The sequence below is a fragment of the Aggregatilinea sp. genome, assembly GCF_036822615.1.
GTDB lineage: Bacteria > Chloroflexota > Anaerolineae > Aggregatilineales > Aggregatilineaceae > Aggregatilinea.
In genome coordinates this window covers 26,830-41,058 of record NZ_DAISHJ010000002.1, presented here as the reverse complement: position 1 = coordinate 41,058, position 14,229 = coordinate 26,830, and the positions used below count along the sequence as shown (strand labels likewise).

11 protein-coding genes are annotated in these 14,229 nt (G+C 60.4%); 4 read left to right on the top strand and 7 right to left on the bottom strand.

What is annotated here, in order from left to right; genetic code table 11:
• Positions 1-110: 110 nt before the first annotated feature.
• The 3 genes from V7116_RS01255 to V7116_RS01245 all read right to left on the bottom strand — a co-directional run bounded on the left by V7116_RS01255 (position 111) and on the right by V7116_RS01245 (position 4,470).
• Positions 111-1,139 (bottom strand): LacI family DNA-binding transcriptional regulator, encoded by a 1,029-nt coding sequence (locus V7116_RS01255; RefSeq protein ID WP_324389585.1) that lies wholly within the window; start codon positions 1,137-1,139, stop codon positions 111-113.
• 150 nt (positions 1,140-1,289) lie between these two features.
• The gene (locus tag V7116_RS01250; RefSeq protein WP_324389583.1) at positions 1,290-3,752 is read right to left on the bottom strand and encodes an ABC transporter permease; all 2,463 of its coding nucleotides are present in this window, start codon (positions 3,750-3,752) and stop codon (positions 1,290-1,292) included.
• Between the two features lie 13 nt (positions 3,753-3,765).
• Entirely contained in the window at positions 3,766-4,470 is a 705-nt protein-coding gene (locus V7116_RS01245; RefSeq protein WP_324389581.1) for an ABC transporter ATP-binding protein, read from the bottom strand.
• A gap of 358 nt (positions 4,471-4,828) precedes the next feature.
• Here V7116_RS01245 and V7116_RS01240 point away from each other — a divergent pair, with 358 nt between their 5' ends.
• The 3 genes from V7116_RS01240 (at position 4,829) to V7116_RS01230 (ending at position 7,492) form a co-directional block, all read left to right on the top strand.
• Positions 4,829-5,518, top strand: a complete 690-nt coding sequence (locus V7116_RS01240; protein ID WP_324389579.1) for a response regulator transcription factor — start codon at positions 4,829-4,831, stop codon at positions 5,516-5,518.
• Positions 5,519-5,533: 15 nt separating this feature from the next.
• Positions 5,534-6,700 carry a sensor histidine kinase gene (locus tag V7116_RS01235; protein WP_324389577.1) on the top strand — a complete coding sequence of 389 codons (1,167 nt, stop codon included), beginning with the start codon at positions 5,534-5,536 and terminating at the stop codon, positions 6,698-6,700.
• Positions 6,701-6,874: 174 nt separating this feature from the next.
• Positions 6,875-7,492, top strand: coding sequence for a hypothetical protein (locus V7116_RS01230; protein ID WP_324389575.1), 618 nt, complete (start codon positions 6,875-6,877; stop codon positions 7,490-7,492).
• Between the two features lie 198 nt (positions 7,493-7,690).
• On the opposite strand, the gene V7116_RS25695 is transcribed toward V7116_RS01230, so the two are convergent.
• Positions 7,691-8,440: a MerR family transcriptional regulator gene (locus V7116_RS25695; RefSeq protein WP_442891725.1), complete on the bottom strand. Its 750-nt coding sequence runs from the start codon at positions 8,438-8,440 to the stop codon at positions 7,691-7,693.
• 115 nt (positions 8,441-8,555) lie between these two features.
• Here V7116_RS25695 and V7116_RS01215 point away from each other — a divergent pair, with 115 nt between their 5' ends.
• Complete coding sequence (locus V7116_RS01215) at positions 8,556-10,802, top strand: excinuclease ABC subunit UvrA (protein WP_324389573.1); 2,247 nt, start codon at positions 8,556-8,558, stop codon at positions 10,800-10,802.
• A 115-nt stretch (positions 10,803-10,917) separates the two neighbouring features.
• Here the strand turns inward: V7116_RS01215 and V7116_RS01210 are convergent, their stop codons facing one another.
• The 3 genes from V7116_RS01210 to V7116_RS01200 form a co-directional block, all read right to left on the bottom strand.
• Positions 10,918-11,751, bottom strand: a complete 834-nt coding sequence (locus V7116_RS01210) for a carbohydrate ABC transporter permease (RefSeq protein WP_324389571.1) — start codon at positions 11,749-11,751, stop codon at positions 10,918-10,920.
• A 48-nt stretch (positions 11,752-11,799) separates the two neighbouring features.
• Positions 11,800-12,759 (bottom strand): carbohydrate ABC transporter permease, encoded by a 960-nt coding sequence (locus tag V7116_RS01205; RefSeq protein WP_324389569.1) that lies wholly within the window; start codon positions 12,757-12,759, stop codon positions 11,800-11,802.
• Positions 12,760-12,919: 160 nt separating this feature from the next.
• On the bottom strand, positions 12,920-14,218 hold the full coding sequence (locus V7116_RS01200) for an ABC transporter substrate-binding protein (protein ID WP_324389567.1): 1,299 nt from the start codon (positions 14,216-14,218) through the stop codon (positions 12,920-12,922).
• Positions 14,219-14,229 lie beyond the last annotated feature (11 nt).

The following is a 14,229-nucleotide window of genomic DNA, read 5'->3' as shown; positions in this document are numbered from 1 at the left end:
TCCTTCATTCAAAAAGACGGTCAGGGGTGCATTTAGAGCCTGATTTTGGACCGGGGAAAACTGCTCCTTTCGTGAATAAATGAACCGGTTCAATTCGTATTAAAAAGAAACTAGGCGGGTTTCCCTGTCGAGCTGCGAACGTGCAGCTCCGGCTTGATCAACTGCCGGGTTTCTGATGTAGTATCGTCACCTGCAATTACGGACTGCAGCAGCCCGAACAACATCGCGCCAATTTCGCGCGTGGGCTGCGAGACGGTCGTCAGCGGCGGGTGCCAGTAGCGCGCCAGCGGGATGTCGTCAAACCCGACGACCGACACGTCACGCCCCACTTTCAGCCCGCGTGCCTGAGCCGCGCGCATCGCGCCGAACGCCATACGGTCGTTGTTGCAGATGATGGCGGTAGGCGGCTGGCTGTAGTCCAGCAGGTAGTGCATGCCAAGCTGGCCGGAATGCTCAGTGAAGTCACCTTCGAGCGTGAGGGCCGGATCGATCTTCAGTCCGACTTCGGCCATCGCAGCTTCGAAGCCTTCCCAGCGCAGGTGCGCCAGCCGCTGCTCGCGTGGGGGCGACAGATACCCGATGCGCGTATGGCCCAGTTCGGCCAGATGTCTGACGGCCAGCGTGATGCCGTGCGCGCCGTCCACGTCAATCCAGTTGGTCGTGTCGTCTTGTTCGTAGCGACCAAACACAACGAAAGGGAAATTTTGCGTCTTTAGAAACTCGATGCGCGGATCGGTATCGCGCACGGCAAACAGGATTAACCCGTCCACCTGCCGCCCCAGGACCAGCCGCTCGTAGAGGTCGATTTCTTGCGAGCCGACCGGAATCGTCCAAAACGTCAGCCCGATGCCGGTTCCGATCGCCGCCGTGCTGACGCCGTCGATCAGGTCGAGGATGAACGGGTCGGATTCGCTTTGCAGCGTGCTGGGGCGCAGTTCCGTCCGCACCATGCCGATGGTATAGGTGAGCTGGGTGTTGAGGCTGCGTGCGGCGGCGGTGGGGTGGTAATTCAGCGCTTCGATAGCAGACAGTACGCGCTCGCGGGTTTCGGTGCGGACGAGCGAGCTGCTGTTGAGTACGTTGGAAACCGTACCGACAGAAACCCCGGCAAGCTTGGCGACATCACGAATAGTTGTCATATAATCCTCTAATTTGAACCGGTTCAATTAAATCATGAAACGAGAAATTTGTCAATCAAGTGGTCGGATGTTTGTCGTGAGGGCTGTCGTATGCAGAGGGAAGGGTAAAGCCCGATCCGTGCGGATCGGGCTTCTTGCTCGGACCGTAGATTACTCCATCACCCGCAGCGCCGACGGAATATCCATCCGGCTCATGCGGCGGATGCTCAGCAGGGGGGTCAGCACCACCACAAGGATGCCCAGCCCTGCCGATACAAGCACGGTCACCGGGGAGAGGGTGACGACGAACTTGAAGTCGCTCAACTGGTCCTCGACCCGCGCGACCAACATCATGTTGAGCACGATCCAGCCGAGGATCACGCCCACCAGCGTGCCCAGCGTGCCGATGATCAGGTTTTCGACCATTTGCATGCGTGTGACGGTGCGCAGCGGCAGGCCGAAGGCGAACATGGTGGCGATCTCCCGCACGCGTTCGTCCACGTTGATGCTGGTTGAGTTGAACGCGATCAGGAAGGCCATGATCAACACGACCACTTCTACAATCGCCAGGAACTGCACGAAGAGCTGCAGCACCTCATCGATGGCGTCGGTGATCTCTCCGATTTGCAGTACGGATGCCATGCCCGGCTCGCTCAACAGCACAGCCTTGATGTCGTTGCTCTCCACGCCTTCTGCGGGCACGAGCACGAGCAGGTTGGTCACCCCGTCCAGGCCCATCATCCCGGCGTTGCTCAGGTCCATGTAGCTCAGTGCGCGCACCGGGTTGTCGTGGATGCCCGTCACGGGCACCTCGGTTTCCACAAGTCGGAAGGCCAGCAGCCCCTCGCGGAGCGGGTGCTCCAGCGTGACCATGTCGCCCACGCCGACGCCCAGATCCTCGGCGGCCTTTTCGGACAGAATGATACCCGGCTCACCCGTGGCGATTCTGCCCTCAAGCAGCTTCGGGACCCAGAGCGCATGCTGCATATCGTGCAGTTCCAGCGAGGTCGAGATTTCCTTGCCGTCACCCTTGAGTGTGCCGCTCAACATGAGACCCGTCTCGGCCTGCGAGACGAGCGGTTGGCCCTCGTCGTTCGAAAGCGACGTGATCGACGTCACCACGTCACTGGTCGGCGTGTAAAAGAAGTCGAGATTGACGATCATCCGGTCGCTGTGCTCGTACAGCAGCGCGTCTTCCATGAGATCGATGGTAGCGATGAAGGAATCCAGGAATCCCGCGAACGCCGTCATGAGAATGACCGCCATCGAGATGCCCAGCACCGTCAGCAGGCTGCGCCACGGCGACCGCAGCAGATTGCGGAAGGGCATATGCGTGAAGCTCTTGCCCGGCAGCGGCAGGATGTTCATGAGGGCATTCAAACCGCCGCCCTTCGAGATAAGATTGCCCGTGCGGATTGCGTCGATGGGCTGGACGCGCACCGCCCGCCAGACCGGCAGCAGTGTGGCCAGCAGCGGTAGCGTCACGCCGAACAGGGTCGCTTTCACGTAGGCGGGCATGTAAAACGAGAAGTCGTAGTAGGGCAGTGGGGCCGCGGACTTGAGCACGTTGATGAACACGACCATCAGCAGCGGCCCGATCGCCAGCCCGAACAATGTGCCGAGCACGGCGATTTGCAGGCCGACCAGCAGGGGTCGGAACGCCAGCCAGCGGCGCGGCATGCCGAGCGCCATACCGATCCCGATCTGCCGCCGCTGCGCCGCCACGATCCGCCCGGCAAGGTTAAACGCGCCCAGTGCCGCGCCGATCAGGAACAGGATTGCGATGAGGTCCCAGATTTCCTGGTCTCCTTCGGCATCCAGGTAGAGCTGCTTGCGCCCCAGGTTATCCTCTGGATAGTCGAACGTTACGCCCACGTTGGGGAAGTGAACCGCGAAGGAGTCTTCCAGCGCGGCGCGCACTGTCTCGCGGTCCGCGCCGTCATCCAGACGTAGCGCGACGTCGTTGACGAGGCCGTCACGTCCGGTGAGTTCCTGGGCGGTGTCCAGCGGCATGAAGAGGATCGCCAGACTCGCCTCGGCCATGAACAGGCCGTTTTCATCGACCACCAGGAAGTATTCCGGCGACAGGCCCGTGCCGATATAGTCAAGCGGGATGTCGCCGCTCACACGCAGCGAATTGCCCGGTTGCAGATCGTAGTAGTTGGCGAAATTCTCCTCGACGACTGCGACTTGCTGTCCAGCGTCGTTAGGTTGGAGTGCGCGTCCGTTGCCCTCGGTCACGAAGATCTGATCGACCTGCGGGCCGTCGTTACTTACATCCACGCCCACGATGCGCCCGGAAACCATCACCGTTTTGCCGTCTTGCGACGCATTGACCAGGGTGGGGGCGATGAGCCGCGTTTCCGCCGCCGAGATGCCTTCTACGTCCGCCAACGCGGCCTGCATCTCGTCGCGCAAGATGAAGCTGCCGTCCGCGAGACTGACATGGATGTCGTGCATGTTCAGGCGCGCGTAGCTGATGTCCAACGAATCGATGCGCCACCGTTTCTGCCCGCCCAGCCCGGCGAAAACACCCGTGCCCAGGGCGATGATCAGCGCAATGGCAATGACTTGCAGCCAGCGTTCGCGGAGATCCCGCCAGGACCAGCGGAGCCATAACTGCGAGTTTTTCATGGTCGCCTCCCGTTTACCACTGTAGTTCCGACAGGTCCGCTTTGCCGGTGCGCGGCGCGCCATCGCTGATGATGCGCCCGCTGCTCAGCTCGATCACCCGGTCCGCGACGCGCGAGATCTCACGGTTGTGCGTCACCACGAGCACCGTTTTTCCTGCGTCGGCCTGCTGTTGGAGCAGCCCAAGAATCTGGATGCCGGTCTTGAAGTCCAGCTCGCCGGTTGGCTCGTCGGCCAGCAGCACGGGATTGCCGGTTGCCAGCGCCCGCGCAATGGCGACGCGCTGCTGCTCGCCGCCGGATAACTCGTGCGGGAAGTGATTGACCCGGTCGCCCAGTCCCACGTCGGTCAGCACCTGAAGCGCCCGATCCTGAGCGTGCGGAGTGGCGGCCATGTCCAGCACAAGCTGCACATTTTCCAGGGCGGTGAGGCTGGGGAACAGGTTGAAGGTCTGGAAGATGAAGCTCACCGTTTCGCGCCGGAACTTGAACCGGTTAGCCTGCTTCGAGAGTGATAGACCGTTTCCGTTGATGCCGACGTGTCCGTCAGTCGGCACGTCCAGCGCGCCGATGATGTTGAGCAGGGTGGTTTTCCCGCTGCCGGACGGCCCCAGGACGACGACGAACTCACCTTTGCCGATGTCCAGATTAATGTGGTCCAGTGCCACCACTTCCACGTCACCCATCCGGTACCGCTTGGATACATCCTCTAACCGAATCATGGGTCACTCCTTACAAACCCTCGCTGAACGGCAGCGCGCCGGACTCCCGACTCTGTTCTGTCGAGATGGCTTTGGGCTGTCGCAGCGTCGAAGTCCAGCCGCGTACAAGTTCAGGCCACGTGCAATCTCGCAAACAGATCGTGACATTCGTCTTTAGTAGTTCGATTATAAACTACTATGCTCGTCAACTCAAGTATGTCCGCTGTCTACCCCCAAAATATAGGGGGACCGGGTAATGTTCCCGGCACCAATATTCTTGAGTTGGCGGATTTCTCCCCGCGATTGGACTCGCTTCCCGCGCAGGTTAGTGCTATGTTCCTGTTTCGAAATCCGCGATTTGTCTGGGTGGAATAGATAGATGGCAGCGATCTTGATTGTTGATGATGAGGAAAATATCCGGAATCTGCTCGAAGCGTATCTCACCAGGGAGGGGTATACCGTCTATCTGGCTCCCGATGGGGTGCAGGGGCTGGCGGCCTTTCGGCGCTATCACCCCGATCTCGTGGTGCTGGATATCATGCTGCCCGGCATGGATGGACTCGATGTGCTTCAGCAGATTCGCCGTGAGTCGGAGGCGTACGTGCTTTTGTTGACGTCGCGCTCCGAGGAAGCCGATCGTGTGGTTGGCTTGACGGTCGGCGCGGACGATTACGTGACCAAGCCGTTCAGCCCGCGCGAGCTGGTTGCGCGTGTCAAAGTGATCCTCCGGCGCGGGCGCAGCGCGGCGACGAACGGGGAGCGTATGCTCCAGTTCGCCCACATCCGCATCGACCAGCAGCGCCACGAAGTCTGGCGCGACGGCGAGCTGATCGAGCTGACGGCGCTTGAGTTCAAGCTGCTCAAGACGTTGGCCGATTATGCGGGCATGGTCTTCAGCCGCGAACAACTGCTCGAACAGGTTTGGGGTTACGACTTTTACGGCGAGGATCGTGTCGTGGACGTGCATATCGGGCACATCCGGCAGAAGCTGGAAAGCGACCCGGCGAATCCGCAGTTCGTGGTAACGGTGCGCGGCGTGGGCTATAAATTTGCCGATATACCGGCGTGAGATTTGGAGCGCGCAATGAGTCTGGTATGGAAATTTTTCATCTCCTATGTGGTTGTGGTGGCGATTGGGCTGCTGGTCCTGTCGTTGTCGGTTGCGTATGTCGCGCCGAGCAGCTTTTCCCAGTCCGTCGAGCATATGATGATGGGCGCGCGCGCCCACGCCGGGGAAGACGCCGGAGAAATGGGCCACGCCGGGCCGGGTGGCATGATGGCTGGCGGGATTCTGGTGGGCAGCACGTCGATCACGAACGACGAGCTTGATGCGAGTTTTCGCAGCGCCGTGAACAGCGCACTGTGGAAAGCCGCGGGCGCTGCGATTCTTGCGGCGGGGATCGTTAGCGGTATAGGGAGCCTCTATATCCTCCGCCCCCTGCGGCGCGTGGCCGGAGCCAGCCAGCATATCGCCGAAGGGCATTACGACCAGCGGCTGCCCGTTTCTTCGCGTGACGAGCTGGGCGATCTGGTTGAGAATTTCAACCGCATGGCCGAGACGCTGGCCGAGAACGAAACCATGCGCCGCCAGTTGATCGGGGACGTGAGCCACGAGCTTAAAACGCCGTTGGCAAGCATCAAAGGCTACATGGAAGGGCTGGAAGACGGCGTCATCGCGCCCACGGCGGAAACATTCCGGTTGGTGCACCAGGAGGCCGATCGGTTGCAGCGGCTGGTCTACGATCTCCAGGAGTTGTCGCGCTCGGAGGTGGTTTCATCGACTCTGGACCTGCATCCTGCCGATCCGGGCAAGTTGATCGCGGCAGTTGTGGACCGGCTGCAGCCCCAATTTGCCGACAAGGGCATCACGCTGGCGGTCGAAGTTTCACCTGCGCTTCCAACCATGGCGGTCGATGCGGATCGCATCGAGCAGGTGCTGACGAACCTGATCGGCAACGCGCTGCAATACACGCCCGCCGGGGGGCAGGTTGCCGTCCGGGCCGCGAGTCACGGGGCCGCGCTCCGGGTTTCCGTGCAAGACAGCGGTGTTGGGCTGGCTCCCGGCGATTTGGCGAAGGTCTTCCAGCGGTTTTACCGCGTCGATAAGTCGCGTTCCAGGGCGAGCGGCGGCAGCGGCATCGGCCTGACGATTGCGAAGCATATCGTTGATGCACACGGTGGGCGCATCTGGGCGGAAAGCGACGGCCCGGACCAGGGCAGCATGTTCATTTTCACGCTCCCCCTTAAGTAACTTCATCAAAACTTTACATAAGCGACATCGTGCTTTCAAGCCCCTCCTCTATTCTGTAGATGTGAAGTGAGGGCGACGGCGCAGCACGGGGCTCACCCCGCGCTCAGGGTCCGCTGTCTCACTGGCCCCGCTTCACGGTTGGTATTATGCCGTATCTAATAGAGGGGAAACGCAATGAACACTCGTAAATTGGGGATCGTGCTCGTAATTGTTGTGCTCGCCGCTGCGGCGTTTGTCGGCGTTGGGACGTGGAAGGTCTATGCACAGGGACCGAATGATGATCTGCCTTGTGGTCACCCGATGCGCAGTTGGGGCATGATGGGTGGATACTACAACAACGATGATGCCGCGTGTGCGGATGGCACGTATGGCTACCCGTCGATGATGGGTGGACGGGGCATGATGATGGGCGGCCATCACCAGGGCGGCATGATGGGCGGCTGGTACAATCAGCCGAACGGGAATTACGGCTATCAGGGCATGATGGGCGGCTGGTACAACCAGCCGGATGGAAGTTATGGCTACCAGGGTATGATGGATAGCTGGACACCCCCGTCGGATCTCGCGCCCGCCGGAACATCCCTTACGCTCGATGAAGCGTCTGCCATTGCCGAAGCTTACGTGGTCGAGCAGGGCGATTCTACGCTGGCGCTGGGTGACGTAGTCGATTTCGGCCATCATTTTCACGCGACGATCGTGAGTGAAGACGATGGGCAGCCGGTGTCCGGGTTCATGATCGATGCAATCACGGGCACGGTCTATTCGGGATACGGCTGCCTTCTGTACCAGTAATCACGCTGCGTTTTGCCAGCTTGATCTAGCCGCATCAGACCGGGGCAGGGCGAAAGCTTTGCCCCGCGTTTTTTCGTGCAGCGCGACTAATGGCGGGGAGCGGTTATGAGCGCCGCGCGCAATTGTGTCAGGCTGGCGCTCCTGTGGAGGGTTTTTAACTCCCTGGCGCGGATTTCTGGCCGTTGGCCTGGGCGAGCGTCACGGCTGCCCAAGATCGATCATTGCCGAGATCTGTTGGATAATCGCCTGCGCGCGCTCCTCTTGTTGGGCGAGCGTCGTAAGCCACCGGTCTGCAACGGTTTCAATGTCTTCGTTGTCCCCTGGCGTATCCAGCACCTCGCGCAGCCGCTCTCGTTCCCCGGCGTCGAACCGGCGCATCATCCGCAGAATCGCCATTAAGCTGTACCCCGATTGGCGCAGCATCCGGATCACGCGCAGGCGGCCAATCTCGGTCGCGCTGTATAGGCGGTAATTGGTTTCGGGATCGCGCGGCACGTCCAGCAGCCCGTTCCGGTCCCAGTTCCGTAGTTGATCGATGGTGACGCCGAGGTGCTTTGCCACCTGCCCGATCGTCAGGGTATGTTTGGTCATGTCGAGCGACTGGCCCTGCGCCCAGCGTTCCAGAAATTCCACGGCGGCTTCGGCGTGGGTGCGCTCCATGCGAACGTTGGTGAGGTACTCGTAGGCAAGCTCCATCGCCATGCCGAGATCGCCTTCCGCGGCATAAGTGACCAGATCCACCACCACCTGTTTGCCGCCTGCGTACGGGTACTTCAGCGCGAGATAGGCCAGCCGCATCTGTTCCAGGTGCGCCCGCGTAAACCGGCGGTAGCCTGCCGGGCTGCGCAGGATCGGCGGCAGGAAGCCCTGTGCTTCATAGAGGCGCACGGTGTTGACGTGCACGCCCACGGCCTTCGCAATGTCCGACGTTTTTAAGTATCGCGCCATCCACTCACCTCCACCCTGACCGTAAGAATTATAGCGAGCCTCCCGGTAAAGTCTCCATTTAAACACCAGGGCTATAAACTGGTAATGTCGTCTATTTGTTCGGAGGGAGACAAGGTTGACGCACAACGCGATCAAAATCACTGGCGCTCGTGAAAACAATCTAAAAGCCGTCTCGCTGGAAATCCCCAAACACCAGATCACGGTTTTTACCGGTGTTTCGGGCGCGGGGAAGTCCTCTCTTGTTTTCGACACCATCGCCGCCGAGTCGCAGCGCCAGCTCAACGCGACCATGACGAACTATCTTCCGCTCGCGGGCCAGCCGGACGCGGACGCCATCGAGCACTTATCCGCCGCCGTCGTCATCAACCAGAAGCAGATCAGGGGTAATTCGCGGTCAACGGTGGGGACCATCACCGATATTTACTCGGTGCTTCGGCTGTTGTACTCACGCATTGGCGAGCCATACGTGGGCTTTTCCAACGCGTTTTCGTTCAACGAGCCGGAAGGCATGTGCCCCGAGTGTGACGGGCTGGGGAAGATCCACGGCCTCGATCTGGCGAAGCTGCTCGAGACATCCAGATCGCTCAACGAAGGCGCGATTCGCTTTTCCATGCTCCACTTCGAATGGCAGCGCTACGTGCAGTCGGGCGTCTTCGATGGCGATCGGAAGCTGAACGAGTACTCAGACGCCGACCTGGATCGCCTGCTGCACGGGGAGATGGAAGTCGAGCTTATGACCAACGTCGGAACCATCAAGCGCCGCTACGAGGGGCTGGTCGATACCTTTACGCGCCGCTACATCAAGCGGGACATCAGCACCTTGAGCGACGACACCCGCGAGGCGATTGGGCGCATGACGTCCCAGACTGTTTGCCCGTTGTGCCACGGCGCGCGGATCAATCAGGCGGCGCTGAACAGTACGATCAACGGGTACAACATCGCGCAGCTTGCCGCGATGGAAGCTTCTGAACTGGCAGAGGTGGTGGCCCAGATTCAACATCCCACTGCCGCGCCGATCGTGTCCTCGATCGTTGAAGGGCTGCGCAGCCTCATCGCAATGGGGCTTGGCTATCTGACCCTTGACCGGGAAACGATGACGCTTTCGGGCGGAGAAGCCCAGCGTATCAAAATGGTGCGCATCCTCGGCAGCAGCCTTACCGATCTGGCCTACATCTTTGACGAGCCGACGATCGGGCTGCACCCGCGTGACGTTCAGGGCCTGAACGATCTCCTGCGCAAGCTGCGCGATCAGGGCAACACGGTGCTGGTCGTAGAACATGATCCCGACACGATCGAGATTGCCGATCACATTGTCGATATGGGGCCGGGCGCAGGCGTGCACGGCGGGGAAATCGTCTACCAGGGCACGGTTGCCGGGTTGTACGACGCGGATACGCTGACAGGGAGGCACATCAGCCACCGGATGCCGGTCAAAACCCAGGTCCGCCAGCCAGTTCGCTGGATGCGCCTCGATCACGTATCGCGCCACAACCTGCACGACGTGACGGTGGCGATTCCGGTCGGCGTGCTGACCGCCATCACAGGCGTGGCGGGCGCAGGGAAAAGTACGTTGCTCGAAGTCTTCCTGGAGAGTCACCCCGAAGCGGTGGTGGTCGATCAACTGCCCATCAGGACGTCCACCCGGTCGATCCCGGCGACGTATACCGGCATCATGGACGACATCCGCGACCTGTTCGCCCGGACGAATAGGGTCAGCAAGTCCCTGTTCAGCTTCAACTCGGCGGGAGCCTGCCCGGTGTGTGAAGGCCTGGGCGTCCTCTACATCGAGCTGCCGTTCATGGACCCGGTGAAGACAACCTGTGAGGCCTGTGGCGGCAGGCGCTACAAAGACGATGTGCTGGCCTACACCATCCACGGAAGCACGATCGGTGACGTGCTCGATATGACCGTGAGCGAAGCGCTGGCTTTCTTCGAGGCTTCCCCGATGCGCCGCACGCTTGCTGCGCTTGAAGATGTCGGCCTGGGCTATCTCCGGCTCGGGCAGCCCTTGAGCAGCCTGTCCGGTGGGGAGTGCCAGCGCCTGAAGCTGGCGAACGAGCTGCATAAAACGGGCAGCGTATACGTCCTGGACGAGCCGACTATCGGGCTGCACATGGCGGATTTGACTCAGATGCTAGCGATCTTTAACCGGCTGGTCGAGGAGGGCAACTCGGTGATCGTGATCGAGCACAACCTGGACATCGTGAAAAACGCGGATTGGGTCATCGACCTCGGCCCGGAAGGCGGCACGCGCGGGGGGCAGGTCGTGTTTGAAGGCACGCCCCGGCAGCTGCTTCAAGCGGATCAGTCCTACACGGCGGAGTATTTGCGCCGCGACCTGCGCGAGCGCTTGCCCCGGTGACGTCGCGCCGCAGATCGCGCGGTTGGTAAAACGAAAGCCCTGATGGCACAGCCCGCAGGATGCCGCCACCCCGGGACGGCATCTTGCGGCAGACGTTTTTTTGGAGGGGGGACGTTTAGGCTTTCACCGCGCCCTGCGTGATCCCCTCAACGAACCGCCGTTGGAACACGAAGAACAGGATGATGAGCGGGATGACGCTGATGACGCCCACGGCCATGATGTCGCGGAAGGGACTCTCGCCATTGGGGCTTTGGAAGGACATCATAAGCTGCGTCAGTGTGAACTTGCCGGGCGACTTCAAATAGATGAGCGGCTCCAGGTAGTTGTTCCAGTTGGACATGAAGAAAATCAGCCCCAGGCTGATCATGCCCGGCGCGATGGTTGGCACCACGATGCGCCGGAACACCCCGAACTCCGTGCACCCATCGATGCGCGCCGCGTCGAGCAGTTCTTCGGGAAAACTGCTGATGTACTGGCGCATGAAGAAGATCCCGAATGCCGAAGCCGCGTTGGGGATGATGATCGCCAGGAACGAGTCGATCCAGCCCAGTTCCACGATGATCCGGTACTTGGGGATAATCGTGACGGCAGGCGGGATGAGCATCGTAGCCAGCAGGAAGGCGAACAACATCCCTCGCCCCGGAAAGCGGAATTTCGCAAACCCATAGCCGCCCAGCGTGCAGAAGAACAGGCTGGTCAGTGTCGTGGAGGTCGCCAGGATCGCCGTATTGGTGAACGCCGTGTCTGCGCCGCGATTGAAGATGTTGTGATAGCCGTCCATCGTGGCATGGGAGGAGATCAGGATCGGCGGCGTGTGAAACACCTCCGCGATAGGCTTGAATGACGTGCTCAGCATCCAGATGAAGGGCAGCAGCATGAACAATGCAAGCACGATCAGCAGCAGATGGACCAGCACGCGCAGTCCGATTCGGGGTAGGGTGGTTGCCATCAAAACAATCCTCTAGCGCTCGTCATACAAAAGTTTCCAAACCGGGTTCTATTTATCGCGGTTGCCCAGGTAGCGGAACTGGAAGAAGGTCAGCGCCGCGATCAGCACGAAGTACACATACGCTTCGGCGGAGGCTCGCCCGAACTCGAAGTGCCGGAAGCCCGTGTTGTAAATCAGGATCATGGGGGTCAGGATGGAGTAGCGCGTACCCCCTTTGAAGCCGTCCGGCGCGGCGATCGAAACAACCTCGTTGAACAGGTTGAACGTTCCCGACGTTGAAAGCACCAGCGAAAACAAAATCACCGGGCGAAGCAGGGGGATTGTGATGTGGAAAAACGCCTGCACGTTGTTTGCGCCATCCACGCGCGCCGCTTCCGTCAGATCCTGCGAAATGGTTTGCAGGCCCGCCAGCATGATGATCATGTTGTAGCCGAGCCATGCCCAGGTCACCAGGATCGCCAGCGAAACGCGCGTGCCCCAGATCGTGTCGAGCCACCCTACGGTAGGCAGGCCGAGGTCGCTCAGCACCGTGTTGACCATCCCCTCGTGGCTACCGAGCATGATCTGGAACACGAACCCGGCGGCGATCATCGATGTCACGTAGGGCATGAACATGGTGGTGCGGAAGAACCGGAATCCCTTGATGTAGCCGGAATTCAGCAGGACAGCCAGAACCAGTGCCAGAAACGTCATCAGCGGCACGTAGAGCAAAAAGATAATCGCGCTGTTTTGGACGGAGGTCCAGAACAGATCGCCGCGCTCGCTGAAGACGTAGCGGTAGTTTTCCAGTCCGACATATTCCATCGGGCGGACGCCGTTCCAGTCGTGCAGGCTGAGATAGAGCGAATAACCGACGGGAAACAGGCCGAAGATGGCGAACAGGATGTAAAACGGGGAAATGAAGACATAGGCCCACCGGTTATGCCGGATTTCTTTCCACCAGCGGGCCAGCGCTCCTGGTTCCCGGGTAGACTGGATGCCTGTGTGGACGGCTGCCTCTTGCTGCATGCGTGTAGTCCTTGAAGAAGTCTATAAGCGATATTTTGAGCGCGGACGCCTGGACTTACTGTAAATATGATAACTTGCGTGACTGCTTGAGTGACAGCGGGGAAGGCGTTCCCCCGTGTTTACCCGCTTACGGAACGCCTTCCCTTGCATTCGGATTATTCTATTCGATGTTGAAGCGGATTTCTTCAGCGGCTTCTTGCAGCGCTTCTTCTGCCGACAGTTCGCCGGTGGCATAGCGCTGGATGGCGACGGAAACCGTCTCGTTCATGATCGCGTAGTGCGGTCCATAGACGGTCGCCGTGGGGATGTTTTGCAGCGCGTCGGCGTAGATACGGCGCACGGCCTGACCCGCGAAGTAGTCGTCCGGCTCGTCAAAGATGGGGCTGTCGAGCGCGGGCAGATACGACGGGAACAGTCCGCTTTCCTCGAAGATGCTGTTGGTGATGTCCTTGTTGAGCGTAATCCACGAGGCCAGTGCCCAAGCAGCGTCCTTATTTGTGCTCTGTTCGGGGATGACGAAGACCGAGCCGCCGTCATTCGCAGCCTGTGCGCCGTCTTCAAAGGCGGGCATCGGTGCGACGCCCCACAGCCCGATCTGATCCGGGACCATCCAGCGGCGCATGTTGCCGTCCATCCACGACGCGCCCACATAGGAGGCGATCGCGGCGTCCGGCGAGCTGAAGTCGGCGTACCACGGATCGGTCCATTCCGCCGTGTCGGACACCACGTCGGCATCCCAGAACTTGCCGAGCATTTCCAGCGCGGCGATGTTCTTGGGGCTGTCCACCGTGACGTCGCCGCTTTCGGCGTCGTAGTAGCCCAGGCCCAGCGACCACAGGACCTTTTCGTACATACGGGCGTTGTTATTGGCCTTGCTGTGCGGGAAGCACATGTGGCCGGTCGTTTCCTTGATAGTCGTGCATGCGTCCAGGTAGGCGTCCCAGGTTGGGATCAGTTCGGCCACGCCTTCGGGATCGCTGGGCAGCCCGGCCTGCTCGAAGATGTCACGGCGATAGTACAGCACGACGGGGCCTGCGTCCCACGGTACCGCGTAGTAGCCGCCGTCATACATCACGTCCTGCCAGCGGAAGGGCAGAATGTTGTCCACATCGTCACCAATGCGGTCGGTCAGATCGGCCAGGCCGCCGAGTTGGACGAACTCGCTCACGTGCGAGCTTTCCACTAGGCACAGGTCGCACGCGCCTTCGCCCGCCGTGAGGGCCAGGGCCAGGTTCGTGTAGACATCCCCGGTGCCGTAATTCACCAGCTCGATCTCGATGTCGGGATAGGCCGCCGCGAAGTCATCCATGATGCCCGAAGCATACAGTGCGTCGGTGGCGTTGGCCCACGCCCACACGGTGATCTTGCCGGAAACGCTGCTGTCCTGGGCCTGAACGTTTAAACTGCCTGCGAAGAGAGCGATGACGAGGACACTGATTAAAGCTAATTTTTTCCGCATTTTTATCTCCT